At 43.9% G+C, this 16,751-nt stretch carries 12 protein-coding genes; 6 read left to right on the top strand and 6 right to left on the bottom strand.

Annotation, left to right across the window (positions count from 1 at the left end; genetic code table 11):
• The first annotated feature begins 138 nt into the window (after positions 1 to 138).
• From ettA to BET10_RS08625, 4 genes are all read left to right on the top strand, one after another.
• Positions 139 to 1,803: an energy-dependent translational throttle protein EttA gene (gene ettA, locus BET10_RS08640; protein ID WP_070984974.1), complete on the top strand. Its 1,665-nt coding sequence runs from the start codon at positions 139 to 141 to the stop codon at positions 1,801 to 1,803.
• Between the two features lie 97 nt (positions 1,804 to 1,900).
• Positions 1,901 to 2,266, top strand: a complete 366-nt coding sequence (locus BET10_RS08635; protein WP_070984972.1) for a PilZ domain-containing protein — start codon at positions 1,901 to 1,903, stop codon at positions 2,264 to 2,266.
• 196 nt (positions 2,267 to 2,462) lie between these two features.
• Positions 2,463 to 2,876, top strand: coding sequence for a hypothetical protein (locus BET10_RS08630; RefSeq protein ID WP_070984970.1), 414 nt, complete (start codon positions 2,463 to 2,465; stop codon positions 2,874 to 2,876).
• A 59-nt stretch (positions 2,877 to 2,935) separates the two neighbouring features.
• Positions 2,936 to 3,853, top strand: coding sequence for a M14 family metallopeptidase (locus BET10_RS08625; protein WP_070984968.1), 918 nt, complete (start codon positions 2,936 to 2,938; stop codon positions 3,851 to 3,853).
• Positions 3,854 to 3,912: 59 nt separating this feature from the next.
• Here the strand turns inward: BET10_RS08625 and BET10_RS08620 are convergent, their stop codons facing one another.
• A complete protein-coding gene (locus BET10_RS08620; protein ID WP_240503664.1) occupies positions 3,913 to 4,326 on the bottom strand; it encodes a CBS domain-containing protein in 414 nt (137 codons plus the stop codon).
• Positions 4,327 to 4,503 (bottom strand): hypothetical protein, encoded by a 177-nt coding sequence (locus BET10_RS21790; RefSeq protein ID WP_240503663.1) that lies wholly within the window; start codon positions 4,501 to 4,503, stop codon positions 4,327 to 4,329.
• 392 nt (positions 4,504 to 4,895) lie between these two features.
• Between BET10_RS21790 and BET10_RS08615 the strand changes: the two genes are divergently transcribed.
• Positions 4,896 to 5,852 (top strand): FHA domain-containing protein, encoded by a 957-nt coding sequence (locus BET10_RS08615; RefSeq protein ID WP_070984966.1) that lies wholly within the window; start codon positions 4,896 to 4,898, stop codon positions 5,850 to 5,852.
• A 31-nt stretch (positions 5,853 to 5,883) separates the two neighbouring features.
• Here BET10_RS08615 and BET10_RS08610 read toward each other — a convergent pair whose 3' ends face one another.
• Positions 5,884 to 6,393 (bottom strand): Mpo1 family 2-hydroxy fatty acid dioxygenase, encoded by a 510-nt coding sequence (locus BET10_RS08610; protein WP_070984964.1) that lies wholly within the window; start codon positions 6,391 to 6,393, stop codon positions 5,884 to 5,886.
• A gap of 154 nt (positions 6,394 to 6,547) precedes the next feature.
• Here BET10_RS08610 and BET10_RS08605 point away from each other — a divergent pair, with 154 nt between their 5' ends.
• Positions 6,548 to 7,837, top strand: a complete 1,290-nt coding sequence (locus BET10_RS08605; RefSeq protein WP_070984962.1) for an amidohydrolase — start codon at positions 6,548 to 6,550, stop codon at positions 7,835 to 7,837.
• A gap of 162 nt (positions 7,838 to 7,999) precedes the next feature.
• On the opposite strand, the gene recD is transcribed toward BET10_RS08605, so the two are convergent.
• Genes recD through recC form a run of 3 tightly spaced genes read right to left on the bottom strand, consistent with a single transcriptional unit; the run spans position 8,000 to position 16,702 of the window.
• Complete coding sequence (gene recD, locus BET10_RS08600; protein ID WP_070984960.1) at positions 8,000 to 9,895, bottom strand: exodeoxyribonuclease V subunit alpha; 1,896 nt, start codon at positions 9,893 to 9,895, stop codon at positions 8,000 to 8,002.
• Positions 9,892 to 13,440, bottom strand: coding sequence for an exodeoxyribonuclease V subunit beta (recB, locus tag BET10_RS08595; RefSeq protein WP_070984959.1), 3,549 nt, complete (start codon positions 13,438 to 13,440; stop codon positions 9,892 to 9,894). Before recB ends, recD begins: the two co-directional genes overlap by 4 nt.
• Positions 13,427 to 16,702: an exodeoxyribonuclease V subunit gamma gene (gene recC / locus BET10_RS08590; protein WP_070984956.1), complete on the bottom strand. Its 3,276-nt coding sequence runs from the start codon at positions 16,700 to 16,702 to the stop codon at positions 13,427 to 13,429. Before recC ends, recB begins: the two co-directional genes overlap by 14 nt.
• Positions 16,703 to 16,751 lie beyond the last annotated feature (49 nt).

Below are 16,751 nucleotides of genomic sequence, written 5' to 3'. Positions count from 1 at the left end.
TTGTAAAATAATAATGTTGTCTTAGGTTTGCTCTTTGCAGTTCATACCTTTGGCAGAGTAATTGAGCTAAAACATTGCTCCAACGCTTTGCATTCACTAAAATAACGCCAAACAATACAATCAAATAATTGGAACCTCATGGCTCAATATATTTATACAATGTCAAGGGTGAGCAAAGTTGTGCCACCTAAAAGAACCATCTTAAAAGACATTTCTTTATGCTTTTTTCCAGGCGCTAAGATTGGTGTTCTTGGTTTAAACGGCGCGGGTAAGTCGACCCTACTGCGTATCATGGCTGGTATCGACAAAGAGTTTGAGGGCGAAGCTCGTCCACAACCTGGTACCAAAATAGGTTACCTGCCACAAGAACCTGTACTAGATGAAAGCAAGACGGTACGTGAAACCGTTGAAGAAGCAGTCAGCGAAGTTAAAAATGCGCTTGCCCGACTGGATGAAGTGTATGCTGAATATGCAATGGAAGATGCAGACTTTGACGCCTTAGCCAAAGAGCAAGGCCAGCTAGAAGCGATTATTCAAACACACGATGGTCACAATATTGATAATGTACTAGAGCGTGCCGCTGATGCTCTTCGTTTACCTGAATGGGACGCCAAAATAGAGCACTTATCAGGGGGGGAACGTCGTCGTGTTGCAATTTGTCGCCTATTACTAGAAAAACCTGACATGCTGCTACTTGACGAGCCAACCAACCACTTGGATGCCGAATCTGTAGCTTGGCTAGAGCGCTTCTTACATGATTATGAAGGCACAGTAGTAGCGATTACCCACGACCGTTACTTCTTAGACAACGTTGCAGGCTGGATATTAGAACTTGACCGCGGCCATGGGATCCCTTGGGAAGGTAACTACTCTTCTTGGCTAGAGCAAAAAGATGCGCGCTTGAAGCAAGAAGAAAAGTCAGAAAAAGCACGTCAAAAATCAATTGAGAAAGAGTTGGAATGGGTTCGCTCGAACCCGAAAGGTCGCCAAGCTAAATCTAAAGCGCGTATGGCTCAGTTCACTGAGATGCAGCAATCTGATTACCAAAAACGTAATGAAACTAATGAGCTATTCATTCCACCTGGTCCGCGCTTAGGTGATAAGGTGATTGAAGTAAGTCACCTTAATAAACGCTTTGGCGACCGTGTACTCATAGATGATTTAAGCTTTACTGTGCCTAAGGGTGCCATTGTTGGAATCATCGGTGCCAACGGTGCCGGTAAGTCAACGCTATTCAAAATGCTAAGTGGTCAAGAGCAACCAACTGCGGGTGAAATCACAGTTGGTGATACCGTAGAGCTGGCAACCGTTGACCAGTTCCGTGACGATATGGGTGAAAATAACACGGTTTTCCAAGAAATTGCTGATGGTCAGGATGTCTTGAAAATTGGTAACTTTGAGATACCGAGCCGCGCATACGTTGGGCGCTTTAACTTCAAAGGTAATGATCAACAAAAGTTCGTTAAAGAACTCTCTGGTGGTGAGCGCAACCGTTTACATCTAGCTAAACTATTAAAAGCAGGTGGTAACGTTATCCTACTAGATGAACCAACCAACGACCTTGACGTAGAAACGCTACGTGCTTTGGAGAATGCTATTTTAGAGTTCCCAGGCTGCGTAATGTGTATTTCTCACGACCGCTGGTTCCTAGACCGTATTGCGACGCATATTCTTGATTACCGTGATGAAGGCCAAGTTAACTTCTTCGACGGCAATTACACAGAATATGAAGAATGGTTGAAAAAGACCTATGGCGCAGAAGCGGCTGAGCCAAAGCGGATCAAATATAAAAAGATAGGCTAACCTTGCCTTTAAGCCCCGATAACTCGGGGCTTTTTAATTTGGTATTGGTTGCAATATGCAACTATGCTTATCTTAAACATGCCATTTTGGAGTTGTGATGGAAGAGCGTAGAAAATTTACCCGAGTGCTATTTTCAACACCCGCGCTGTTGATGACTGCCAGTGGCGACTATCATTGCCAATTACTTGATTTGTCATTTAAAGGGGCGCTAGTAACGCTACCACAAGGCTATGTACCTCTCAAAGACGAATTAGCCAGTATTAAGGTATCTCTGCCGGACAGTGACATTGTGATTTCTATGGAAGTCGAAGTTCGACATGTTGAACATGATCATTTAGGCCTACATTGCAGTCAAATTGACCTAGACAGCGTCACTCATCTAAAACGTTTGATACAGCTGAACGTTGGAGACGAGCATATTCTCCACCGAGAGCTATCACAATTAATACACCTGCCTGAATAGCAGCTTTGGTTCTCTGAGGACAAGCACAGCTGTATCCAAATCAATTACACACTTGATGCGTCAGAGCCTTTGACCGCTACTTTCTCAGTAAAAAGGATGGCAAATTTTACTGCCTCCATATTTCATCCATTTTGTTTCATTAATCTAAACGAACTTAACAACAACCTATCAGTAAAATAAAATGGTAAATCGAACAATGAGAGAACTAAGGCTACAAGTAAACGTGACCTTCTATACAACGGTGGCTATTATGGTGATGAGTCTACTAACGATCTCACTGTTCATCACCAAAGGTCACAGCGACAGCGTACTTAAAGGCGCTATGCTCATGTCTTTTATCCTGATTGGCGCAATTAACTTAAACCTAATAATGACGCTTTTAGGAAAGCGCCAGGCTAGTATGTGCAACAACGGCCTATTTTATACATCAGCTTTTGGTCGCCACGTTTACATTCCGGTAGAAGGGATCACCCACATTCGTGTACGTAAGTTTTGTGGTATCAAATTGACTAAAGTATCCACCATTGATGGTGACGTGCATTTCTTAACCATGCAGTTTTCTAACACGCAAGAAGACAAACTTAGAGAGTTTGGTTATCTAGCGCAGTAGTTTGCGATTGCACCACAAAGCACTTAGGATTGGGTTTTGTTCTCTTATTTGAGGCTCTTATGTCAAAACCCTATCCTATCGGGGAGGCCAATAAACCTTGGCAAGCATCCCACAAGCAACAATGGCTCTCTCAACAGCAAATAAAACGTAGTTACACAAACGATGTTGTTACGCAAATTCAGCAATTCGCCGATTCATTCACTATCATCGAATACGGGATGTTGGAATATGCTCAGCACACTTATCCATTATTCGCCATAAAAACCAAAGACTGGCAAGATCATAAGCCAACGATATTAGTTACAGGTGGCGTACACGGCTATGAAACGAGTGGCGTGCATGGCGCTTTGGCGTTTGTAAGAGACAGTGCCAAACCATATGAAACACACTTCAATATCATTGTTCTCCCCTGTATTAGTCCATGGGGTTATGAAACCATTAACCGCTGGAACCCTGATGCGATAGACCCAAATCGCTCATTCTATAAAAATTCACCAGCCAACGAGTCTCGGCTTGCAATGGATTTCGTTCAAGCTCACAACCATAACATGCTTTGTCACGTTGATTTGCATGAAACAACCGATACAGACAATAGTGAATTTAGACCAGCGCTCGCTGCCAGAGATGGTATAGAGAATCACAACTGGAATATCCCAGATGGATTCTATTTAGTTGGACACACGCAAAAGCCACAGCCTGACTTTCAAAAAGCCGTTATTACAAATGTGGCTAAAGTTACCCAAATCGCGCCAGCCGATGAAGCAGGCAAGCTGATAGGCGTGCCCCTTGAACAATTTGGTGTCATTAATTACGATGGTACAGCGCTTGGCCTGTGTATGGGGATGACTGATGCTCCCTATGTGACAACTACAGAAGTCTACCCGGATGGCGCTGCGGCAACACCGCAAAACTGCATTGACGGTCAAGTTGCAGCCGTCAAAGGCGCACTTGACTACCTGATTGAACACAACGCATAGCAAATACTTGTAAAATCGGTGCGCTGAATAGTCAGCGTCACCGTTTATTTTTGAGTAAATTACGCCGACATTTCTTCATGCTCGTGAATAATGGTGAAGATTTCTTTAAAAGAGTGCGCTTTTTGAAAGATATTGACGGGTATGTGTAGCGACTTAGCAATATCGCTGGCGGATATCATTCCACGAAGCCCTCCATCACCGCCAACTAACAATACATGCTGCTGCCCTATTTCTTTGAGTGTTTCGAGAATGTCTTCTATTTTTGCCTCTTCAATGTCGCTGTATGGCAACGCGTGTAAATCCGCTTTACTTGTCATCACATCTTCCACACACAAGTCGCTTCTTGATTGACTTCGCTTTTGGGCAATACTGCGCACGTTTCTCCCCGTCAAATCCCGAGAATTAACAACGCCCAAAAACGTCTCATCATGATCAATAACCAACTTAGAACGAACGTGACCATTAATCATCATTTACAATGCATGGTCAATATCAACGTCCTTTAAGATCACTTTAGGCGCTCTACGAGTAAAATCTGTCACCACTTTCAAGGCACTGGCGTTCAGTGTTAAACGTTCACAATCGAAGTAATCACAGAAGTTATAGACTCCCGCTAATTTTACCGTATTCATTTTTCTGAACTCGCCCATTTTACCCTCGTAAATGACAAGTCAAATAGTGTTTTAAAATATGGCTCACTCTGCAATAATGCGCAATGCGGGATTAAGGTGCGTATGTAATACCGTGTAATTGGCGAGCTAGTCTAAATTCTCTAAACTACTTAATGTAAAGATTAAAATAGATGTTTAGCCAATAATTTTAACTCTCTCAAAGTAACTGACGTTGATTTTTTCTCACATTGGTTTGAAGTTGTACCTGGAATTAACACCCTATCACTTGAACCCGTTGAACTACCCAAAATTCAAGTTAAAGGGACTTTAGTATTGGTAAATGACGCAGTTAAAATTAAGTAGGAATCTGAAACTTTTAAACTTGTGTCGTGCTTAAAGACAACAGTAAATGGTAATGTAAGGACATATTCATGGCTTATCTTATTGATGAACATAAACTCACAAAAGTATATTTGAAAAGCTATCATACGATCGGCCGTTATAAATTTAATGTCGATACGCTGATTGATCAGCCGGGCGTTTCACGCCATCACGCCATCATTGAACTTGCCCAAGGCAAATGGCTCATTAGAGACGTGAGCACTAACGGAATTTGGCTCAACGATAAAAAGATTGATAAAAACCTGCCGTATCAACTATGCGAAAATGATAAGCTAGACTTCGCAGCCCCGGGGCAAAATTCATTTGTTGTTGGCAACCTAAACGCAGAATGCCAGTATTTGGTATCTCAGTCAGATAACCAACAGGTCATTGAAGTTTCAGACCAATTACTACTTCCTGACGAAGAGAACCCAACCCACATTATCTATTATGATAAAATGCTTAATTATTGGTTTTTAGAGGATCTTAATACCAATGATCGTCAGGCACTTATTGACGGTGGGCTGGTCAGTGTTTTTAACAATCAGTGGGTATTCTATTCCGCAGGTGCGGCCCCTATGACCAAGCATTTAGACAGTCAACCCATTGTAAAACCATGCGGCTTATCCTTCTCTGTCAGCCAAGATGAAGAAGCCACTCAACTGTCTGTTACGCTCAACGGAAATATGATTGATTTAGGCGTTCGTAGCCATCATTATTTGTTACTGTTATTGGCCCGACTTCGTATTCAAGACAAAGACGAAGGCATAGAGCTAGATCAACAGGGCTGGATTTACCGCGAAGATTTAATTAAAGCGCTAGGCGTACAAATGAACCACATGAACATTATGGTTCACCGTGCGCGTAAGCAGTTGACCGACGCAGGTGGAGAAGACTTTCCAGAGCTTGGTTACTTGATTGAAACAAATAATGGCAAACTAAGGCTCAACAGCCAAGATATTACCATTATCAAAGGTCATAAACTTGAGACTCGTATGTCTTTGTAATACATATAAATAGACTGGGTAAAAACCCAGTCTATCGATACGGGCCCGCTTGCGCAATGATTGTTTGTTCGAGTGATTTACACAGCCCCAGCAAGAATAATACTTCAACAACTACAAATAGTGGCCCCGTCACCAAGCCCATTATGTCATCCACAAATGCAGGTTTTTTACCTTCATAGTAATGACCAACAAACTGAACTACCCAGCCAACGAAAAACACCGCAACACCACCCAAATAATACCATGTATGATCTAGCGGCCAATTTAGATAGACAGCTTTCGCGCCAGTGTACACCAGCGCAAGCAACAGTGACATCAAAGCGCCCAAGCGAAAATCCAAGCGCAGGTAATAAATGCTCAAGATCACCGCAGTGACCAAGGCGGGTGTAAAAATTGTGGTGTTTATCTGAATGATTGGGATATACAACAACCAAGCAACAGCAAAAACAATCAGCGGAATACCGAAGAAGTGAGTGGCAATATTGCGCCTATCTCGATGATATTTTGCATAGGAAACTAATTGTTGTTGTAAAGTTTGCATCATGTCCACCAGATTAAAGTATTTACTTTAATCTGTTAAACCACACTGTATAAATTTTGTCAATATTGAGCTTTATCTCAAAGCAATAGCATAACTAAGCTCAGTGAGTTAGGCTGGAAAAATATAATAAAAATTAATAAGAAGGACGTCTTTCATGCGTATACTCCCCGTCTTGGCTACATGTTTGAGCCTACCTCTGAGTTTCGCGGGTTCCGCCAAGCCAGATACCAGCATCGAGCTTGATGCAATTAATCAGCAGGTTATCGAGTGGCGTAGGCATCTCCACCAATACCCAGAGCTGAGTAACAGAGAATTTAAAACCGCAAAGTATATCGCTGAGCATTTACAAGAACTCGGCCTTGAGGTCGAAACCGGTATAGCGCACACAGGCGTAGTTGCTAAGTTGGTTGGGGGTAAACCTGGGCCCCTAGTTGCCTTGCGTGCAGATATGGATGCATTACCCGTGACCGAGCAGGTTGATCTTCCCTTTGCTTCTAAGCAAACTGCACAGTACCGAGGCCAAGAAGTCGGCGTCATGCACGCCTGTGGTCATGATACCCATGTGGCCATGTTGATGGGCGCAGCTGCGGTATTAAAGCAACAGCAAGCACAGCTTGCAGGTTCGGTGCTGTTTGTCTTTCAGCCGGCCGAAGAAGGCGCACCTGATGGCGAAGAAGGCGGTGCTGAATTGATGCTCAAAGAAGGTTTGTTTACAAAGCAAAAACCTGAAGCCATTTTTGGCCTACACTCTACCAGCCATTTAAAAGTCGGCCAGATTGGTTATCGCAGTGGCCCAATGATGGCCAGTGAGGACTCCTTTGCCATTACCGTTAAAGGGAAGCAAACTCATGGCTCTAGGCCTTGGAATGGAGTTGACCCCATTGTAACCGCAGCGCAAATCATTATGTCTACACAAACGATTGCATCGCGACAAGTTGACGTCACCAAGGCCCCTTCGGTACTGTCTTTTGGTGCAATTAATGGGGGGATACGCTCAAACATTATCCCAAATGAAGTTGAGTTAATTGGCACGATTAGAAGCTTTGACCAAGCGATGCGTGCAGATATCAAAACGCGCTTGCAAAGCACCGCATCACTGGTTGCTCAGTCAGCAGGCGCTGAGGCTGTCACCCATATTGACGCCGGTTATCCTGTTACGATTAACAACCCCGAGCTCACAAAAATGATGCGACCAACGCTTGAAAAAGTGGTTGGCAAGGATAATCTCATCGAACTGGACTTGATCACCGGAGCTGAAGATTTTTCATATTATGCACTTCAGACCCCTGGCTTATTTTTAATGCTTGGTGTAACACCCAAAGATAAACCGCTGAGCGAAGCCGCAAGTAACCATTCACCCAACTTTTATGTTGACGAAAGTGCTTTGGCGGTAGGTGTATCAACACTCACAAGCTTAGTAACAGACTATATGAAGAAACACTGATTATTATACGAAAAAGCCGCCACAAGTTACTTATGGCGGCGTGCTGACCACTGGGCAGTGGAGTACTTAGGGAAGGTAAGTATTTGCCACAGGTTCAAAGAGCAAAACTTACCTTAAAAACTATAGAATACTTTACAAAAAATTCAACACTGAATCAACTTGTTAATTTTTCATTAACCTTTCTCGTAAACCGGAACATCGGGATACCGATCTCGCCATAGCATTGAGCAACACTTGTTCTTGTGCAACTAATTCAAAGTATTGCTTCGCTCTGGTTATTCCTGTGTAGAGCAATTGTCTATTAATACCTACAGACGATCGCTGTATAGGCGGTAAGATCATTGCCGTATTTGCAAACTCCGAGCCTTGAGACTTATGAATAGTCATCGCGTAAACATTCTCGTGCCTAGGTAAGCGCGCGGGGTAAAATGAACGCAAATTCCCCTGTTCATCAATAAATGTTGCCTTAAGCTGCATGTGCTCATCCTTCAGCAAAATACCTATATCGCCGTTAAATAACTTAAGCTGATAGTCATTCTCTACAACCATAATAGGTTGCCCTGCATAGTGGCGAGCAAACGGCTGAATAAGCCCTCTGGCATGAAGCACCTGCTCTATGCGCTTGTTAAGTTGCTCAACACCATACGGACCCTCTCTTAACGCAGCCAATAATTGATATTGTAAAAATGCCTGATGAATATCTTGTGCTGCTGCACCACCTTGCATGAGCGTTAAATAATGGCTGTAATGTTGGGCTGCCCGAGAGATCAAATCTTGGTACTGCTCATTGTTTAAAGGGTGTATGGCAATGTCTTCAAAGCCTTTTTGCAAAGTCTGGGTCAAAAGTTTGCGATCATTAGTATTGACGGCCAACGCGAGTTGACCAATACCACTTTGGCTGTCAAAGCGGTGACTATGCTGCAAAAATGCCACATTGTCACTGAGTGCAAAGTCACTTTCCTGCCCTAACAACTTTGGTTGTTGAGCAAAGCATAGGCGATTTAAACTGTCACACAATGCTTGGCTGTAATGGGGTAATACGCCCATTCTCAGCTCCTGACACAAATCACTAAGTACACTGCCCGTATCCACCGACGCAAGTTGATCTTTATCACCTAACATAATCAGTCGCGCATGCGCTGGCAGCGCCTCAACCAGCTTGGCGAGCAAGGACAAGTCGACCATGGAGGCTTCGTCTATGATCAGCAGATCTAAATGCAAAGGATTGTGCTGGTTGTGACGATATTGATTGCTTTGCGGGATCACACCTAACAAACGATGAATGGTTTGCGCTTGTTCTGGTATCAGCTCACTCAATTGTGACTCAAGTCCAAGTTTTACCTTTGCCCCAAGTATCGACTCGCTAAGGCGCGCCGCAGCTTTGCCCGTAGGTGCCACCAGCTTTATGGTTAATGGAGCCTTGATATAAAGGGACTGCAAAATAGCCAGCAGCTTAGTGACTGTAGTGGTTTTTCCTGTTCCGGGCCCGCCTGTGAGCACACAAAACCTTCTGGTTGCCGCCATCGCACAGGCCACTTTTTGCCAATCAATCGTGTCGTTACTGTTATCTGGAAAGTATTCACCAAGTAACCTAATCAGATGATTTTCATCGATCACTAGTGGCTGTTTCTGCATGGCTATAAAACGCTCAGCCAAGAGCGCTTCATAGTTTGCCAAACGTGACAAATACAATTTCTGTGCAAATAATGTGAGCGGCTTATCAACACCTACAGCCTGATGTTGCGCAAGCTTCTGCCAGATTTTGTGGTGTACTTGTTCTTGCCATGGCGCCGCATTACCTAGCTGGTAATGCGCTTGCATAGCAAACGGGTCCTGCCAATCTATATCATCAAACGCTAAACAGCTATGTTGTAGCTGTTCCGCCCTAAGTAGCAGCAAAATAAGATAAAACACATCGTCGATAGTTTGCTTGTTCAACAACTTTGCAAGCGCCACATCGGCGTAACGAACCCTTGACTCTTGCAATAGCAAGTTAATAAATGCATCGTGGTCAAAATCATGGCGTGTTGCATCTTCGAATAAGTCTAACTGGCTCATAACACGCTACCTCGTGTGAATAATGCGTCGAGCTTTAACAACTGTTCGAGCGTTAACTGATTAAAATACACCCCTGCCCCGTCTGGTAGTGCACGCAAAAACAGGTAATACACGCCGCCCAAGTGCTTATTGGGATCATAATCATTCAATCGCTGCGATAGCAGCCGATGTAGCGCAACAGAGTAGATCATATATTGCAAATGATACTGGTGCGCACCCATTGCCAGTTGCAAGTTACTTGGCATGTAGTCACTGGCTTTGTCTCCCAAATAGTTAGACTTATAATCCAAAATGTAATATTTCTCTTGGTAAACAAAAATCAAGTCTATAAACCCTTTGAGCAAACCTTTGACCTGTTCAAATTGCAGCTGGCTGTGCTGCCCTGTTATTTCGCTCACCAAACGGTTTAATTGCCCCGCTTGCAAAGGCTCAAGTGGCAGATGAAATTCCATCTCAACTAGGCACTGTGCGGGGCTTAATGCACTTAGGCTCAAGCCGTTGCTGCTATTTAGCGGGCAATTTAGACACGCCAATATCCAGTGACTGACTGGCTCCTGCCATTGCTCTTCAATGTGATATTTGGTCAAACTCTTGGTAATGGCTTCAGGTAATGCTATTTGCGCTGCGCTTGGATCATACGGCGCAGTAAAGTCGATTAGCTCAAATATTTCATGTAGACAACTACCAGGCTTGGCACCCTTAGGGAAGGTATACGAGTTAAACACTTGCTGGGTATTCGCAACGATTTGCTCAGGTAAATCAAGCTGGTGGTTTTCATCTAAAGCGCCTGCTGGTCGCTCATCAGAATGACTATGGTAACTTAGCTGACTAAAACTGGTGGCGCGCCAATCACGCTCAATTTTAATCGTGACGGGCTTGACCCCCATACTGGATGACTCGACAAACTGAGCATCCATAACCTTAGGTGTGCTATCCTCTGTGGTTATCCAGTGTAGCCTAATATCCTCTTGCTCATCACAAAATGTTTGTAGCCTCTGGTGCCAGCTTTGTGCATCAGCAAAGACCTCGTTGCCAAACAGTACATAACCTATCGCTGTTTGTGTGATCCCCGGTTTTTTAGTTCGTCCTGCTGCAATGTTAAATAACCCTATATCACAAAAATGGACGGCCCGGGTTAAAGCAACGTATAGCAGTCGAATATCTTCGGCTAAGCGCTCTTGTTGCGCCAAAGCTTGCTCATCTTCTGTTGCATCCATACTATAAATGAGCTGGCCATCTTGATGATAGATAGCATCGCTGGTTTCTCGGTAACTGCTAGCAAAAGGCATATAAACGATTGGGTATTCAAGCCCCTTAGATGCATGCATTGTGACTATTTTCACGAGGTCTGCATCACTTTCCAGGCGCACCTGAGCGCTGTCTTGCTGTGATTGCTGACATTGTCCTGAAAACCAGCGCAATACGCGCAGTGTGCCGTCCAGCTCTATCTGTTTTTGTTGCAACAACTCAGCTAAATGTCGATAGTCGGTTAGCCAGCGCTCGACGTTGTAACCTTTGGCTTTCCACAGCGCAGGTAAGCGGTTTTGAACCAAGAGCTGCTCGAGCATTGCCATAGCACCTTGCTTGGACCAAGTCTTTTGTAGCTGACTGAATTGGTCGAGATAGTCCTGCCACTGTTGCTCTTGCGTACGCAGCGCATAGATCTGTTGATAATTCAAAGCAAATAATGGACTGACTAAAATGCCTCGCAGTGCCGCTTCATCATATTTGCCATGTAATACCTCCAAAAAGTTTAGTATTGCATGGGCGATGGGCTGACTGAATATGCTGTCTCTGGCCAAATAAACACTGGGAACCGCGCACTGCGCCAACGCTGCCTTAATCATACTGGCTTCATTTCTATCGCGTACAAGTACACAAATATCGCCTGCTTTTACGGGTTGTTCACCAATTCGCGCCCGACCTTGCTGGGCATCTAGTAGTAAGTCGACAATTTTGCCTGCATAAGCACGCGCTAAAACTCCTAAAGCTTGGGTTTTACTGGTGATCGCTGCCTCATCCGCGTAGACGCTAAATACTAATGAAGCCTCACTGGTTGCGGTCCGTGAAAAACGCTGCGCTTCGCTCTTCCCCTTAGCAGCAACACAGGTAAATGGAATCGCTTGGTTGTAAATAAAACTGTGTTCATGGCATGAAAACACCGCATTAATCGCTTTAACCATGCCCGTTGCAGAGCGAAAGTTAGTGCCAAGGGTATATTGGCTTTGCTCATTTACTTGCTGTTTAGCTTGAATATAAGTGAATATGTCTGCACCACGAAAGCCGTAAATAGCCTGCTTGGGGTCGCCAATCATGGTTATAGTGGTATCAGGGTTATCACCGTAAATCGCTTCAAAAATACCGTACTGAACAGGATCGGTATCCTGAAATTCATCAATCATCGCAATTGGAAATAACTGTGCAATTTTTTGCCTTAAAACACCACCTTGCTCAGTGTGTAATGCGCGATAGAGCTGGTTTAGCAAATCATCTGGGCTAATTAGCCCATGCTGGGCTTTATGCGCTTGTAGTAGTTTACGTACTTCACTGACACTGTGCTGCAAAATAGCTAGTGGCAACCCCTTACTAACTTGTGCGTGTAGTTTAGCCATTTCATCAAAGCTTGCGATAAGCGGATGTTCAATAATAGCCGCACCTTTTTTATAGTGACTGGTATTTGACAACGAGGCGCTCCCCCACAAAGCAAACGAATGCTTAGCACTGCCAAATTCAAAATACCAGTCATCGCTTTGGCAATACGCTATTAGCGCCTCAATATTAGCCACTCTCCCCGGCGTTTTATTTTTGGCCAAGGCACTTTGAGACAACACAGTGAAAAAGTCGCTCGCCAGTAGTGATTTTTTAAAAATACTTGCTTGGCGCTGATATGCTTCACGAGCTTGTAAAACCTCCCCAAGTTCAAGCTTCGGGGTGATCACCGCCTGCTCTTTAGTGAGTAACTTTATCACACTGCCAGCCAGCGCTTGAGGACTAGAAAAGTGCTCAAGCACCGCCGAAGTCGTGTCTTTGTCTAGCGGATAAACAAAGCTTCGCCAATGGTCTTTAATGGCTTCAAGGATCAGTTCAGACTCATCCAATACAAACTCTAAGTTAAACGCAACATTTGATTCAAAAGCATGCTGTTTTAGCATCCGTTGGCAAAAGCCATGAATGGTAAAAATTGCCGCTTCATCAATTGATTTTGCGGCTGCGTCTAATAATGTAAATGCCTGATGTGGATCTGATACTTGTGATAACACACTGTTGATCAGTGCGTCATCACACTCAGCCCCCAAGAGCGCATCTCTAGCTAATAGAATTCTAGAGCGCACTCGGTCTTTAATCTCTTGCGTTGCAGCTTCAGTGAATGTTACGACCAATATTTGTTCTACGGTTAACGGAGGTTGTATCTGAGGTGGTGTTTGTAAACCAAGTAAACAGCGCAGATACAAACCGGTGATGGTGTAGGTTTTTCCCGTTCCAGCACTTGCTTCTATGAGGTTAGCACCAATCAATGGCATGCTTTGTGGCTTAAGCGTCTGCATAACGTTGCTCCTGTGCCAGCTCTACAATATCTGCAAGTAACCTGTCGCTTATCGCCTGCAATGGCGCAATCACGTCATCTAAGTTGCTAAAATTCAGCGCCACATATGGGTCCTCACTTTCACCAAACCCTATGTACTGACCACCATTAAACTTGGTAGCAGCCTTGTTGATATCCCCTGTGGCGATAAGTTCATAAGCAGTACTGACAAAAAATGGCATCGGTTGCGCCAAGCATTGTTGATAAAAATCAAGCCAGTTTGCCAAGTGCTGACGCGCAGTCTTCGGCTCAATTGGCGCAAAACTCACACGCTCATCCAATCCATAAATATGCGTATGTACACTTTGCTCTGCACATTGTGCAACACAATGCATCAAAAAGCCTTTCACCTTGTCTTTGGCCTTAATACTGGCACTACGATAAAAAATTTGCTTGTCGTCGTATAGTTTATCCAGCCAGCCAAGTAGTGTTTTCTCACCCACTTTGAGGCGTACTTCAACTGGCTCTTTTCGCTGTTGAATGTGTGTTTGTAGTTGCTCTGCCATAGGTTGAACGCGTTGCTGCATTTTCGCCAGCTGAATTTCACCAACCGCTGCTTGGGGTAAGTTGCCGCGTTGCACCATTTGCTTGAGATTTACCGTTTCACCTCTAAGTTGACTCTCAAGTAGCTCACCAAGGTAAAAGTACCGTTCCAAGGTATCGAGTATAAATGGCTCTTCATCTTTATCACTCAAGGCTTGTTCATGTAACTTCAGCCCCAGTGTTTGGGTATAAAACGCTTTTTGAGGATTGAGCACGGTAAACATAAACTGAGCAATATCTATTTCATGATCGCAATCAATTTCAAGCGCAGTGGCAGAAGTCGGCTCAAGAAGCTGTTCAGGAACCTCTTCGTCAATTAACCAAATAGGATTAAAACTTTGTAGCGCATTATGAGCATCATAATTCTTGGCATTGAAGGGCTGTAGCGATGCTTGCTGCAAAAGTTGCTCAGACGGCTTTAGCTTAGGGTCTGAGTAACAAAAACTACGATCGATGTACTCCATTAACTCGCTCACCAAAATCGATGGCATCTGCAATTCATTATTAAAGCATGAACGGCCAATATAGCTTAGATACAAATGCTCTCGCGCACTCAGCAACGCTTCAAGAAACAGATAACGATCGTCAAATTTCCGTGAACGGTCACCTTTTTGCCGTTTGGAGTGAGGCACTAAATCAAAGCCAATGGGTTGTACAGTTCTTGGATAATCCGCATCATTAAGTCCAAGCAAACACACCACCTTAAACGGTACTGCACGCATCGGCATCAGTGTACAAAAGTTAACCGGACCGACTAAAAATCTTTGCCCCACCCCCTTTTCCTGCACGCCTTGCTTTACTAAATAACTCAACACTCTAGCTGACACAGGTGATTGCATGTCTAAATTGTCATCATGTTTTTGCAAATCATCAATGACTCGTTCAAGCGTAAGCAAGTCCCAACTCTGCTCGGTTTGTGCATCATAAAACTGCTCAACCATCTGGCGTAATAATTGGGCTTTGTCGGACAAACGCGCCTGTTGATTTAGTTTTTGTTTGAATGCAGCCAACATACTCACAAAATGCAACAACTTACTTAAACTGTTGACCGCCATGCCCTCAACGAGATCTGCTGGATAAATATCATTAAAGTCATGTTGTTCATTACTTGAAGCAATACCCAGCAGCAGTCGATTTAGACCATGTTTCCAAGTATTAAGAGATAACGCCGGTAAGTCATGGTCTAACTTGTGTTCAGCATCCAGCCCCCATTTAACGCCAACCTGTTCTAACCAAAACTTCAGCTGGGAAAACTCCTGTTCCTCCACCTTAAATTTGCAAGCTATAGGCGTTACGGCTAATAAATCCAGAATATCAGACACGCCAAAACGGCTAAATGGCAAGTTCACCAAACTCACAAACGAACTCAATATCGGTTTCTCTTGCTCTATCGATAAGTCAGCCAATGCATAGGGAATAAATCGCTCACCAGAGGCTGCGCCAAATACCGCTTCTATATATGGGCTGTAGGCACCTACATCGGGCATCATGACAATAATATCTTTGGGTGTAAGGCTTGAGTCAGCATGAAACAACCTGAGTAAGTGATCATGCAAACATTCCACCTCACGAAGCGGTGTATGGCAATCTTGTAGCTGTATTGACTTATCGTTTAAAGCAATTGGTAGCTTACCTTGCTCGCTGATAAACCACTGTTTATCAGGAGTTAGCGACTTCCCTTTGAATGCAAGTTGAAAGAACTCTTGTTGTATCTTGCTAAGTAGTGTGTCATCAAAATCATCCATAAAGCCATCTATCCATTGAGCGTCTACTTGAACCAGTTGCTCAAAATAGTCACGCCCCAACTTCCCCCAAGAGGAAAGCAATGGGTTGCCAACAAAGTAATATTCCTGTTGCGCCAATTGCGCTTCGACCTGTGGCATTTTGGCATATTTGACTGCTATTTTAGCCTGAGTTTTTTCATCTACTAGGTCTCCCCAATAGTGTTCGCTAGGATTGCAAAAAAACAGCAACACCGTGGTTTTCTTGGCCAGCGCCTGAAATATTTCTAACTGGCTTGATGGCATGGCCGACAAACCAAAAATACATATTCGTTCGGGTAATGTGCTAGGGTCTGCATCTTCTAGAGCAGTAACCAATAGTTGGTGCATATTTGCACGGTGATAGTCGCTTTGCCCTAGTGCTTGGGTATGCTTTACCAATCGCCGCCAAAGATCGGGTTGCCAAGGTGCGATGGTAACATCAACATCATCCAGCTCGTCTATTGAGCTATCCCATTTTGCTATCCAATGGGGACGGTACATTAAATACTGATCGTACACATCTGCGATTTTTTCACACAATGCAAATAGCTTTAGACCGTCCGCATCTTGTTGTAAATATTGCTGTAACTGCACATAACGAGGATCATCCAAACAAGTTGGTAAAATACTTACCAACTTCCAAGTCATATTAGGCTTATTATAGGGCGATTCACTGGGTACATCAGGTAAAAACTGTTGGTACAACCGCCAAATAAAACTTGAAGGTAGAGGAAAATCAACTTGTGCGGCGATCCCCAGCGCCTCACTTAGGCCGATTTTCAACCACTGCGACATGCCTGGTGATTGTACCAAAACCACTTCTTTACTAAATGGCGAACTTAATGGCGCACTTTTGAGCAGAGTATGAAATTGCGCTTGGAGAACTTCCATGCGGTTAGATTGAATGATGTGCAACATTATGTATTTCCGAGCTATTTATAACCAGAATAACCGGATAAACCAGCTG

This window comes from Pseudoalteromonas amylolytica, assembly GCF_001854605.1.
In the GTDB taxonomy this organism is placed as follows: Bacteria; Pseudomonadota; Gammaproteobacteria; order Enterobacterales; family Alteromonadaceae; genus Pseudoalteromonas; species Pseudoalteromonas amylolytica.
Note: the sequence above shows the minus strand (reverse complement) of the source record. Positions and strands in the feature narration are given on the sequence as shown.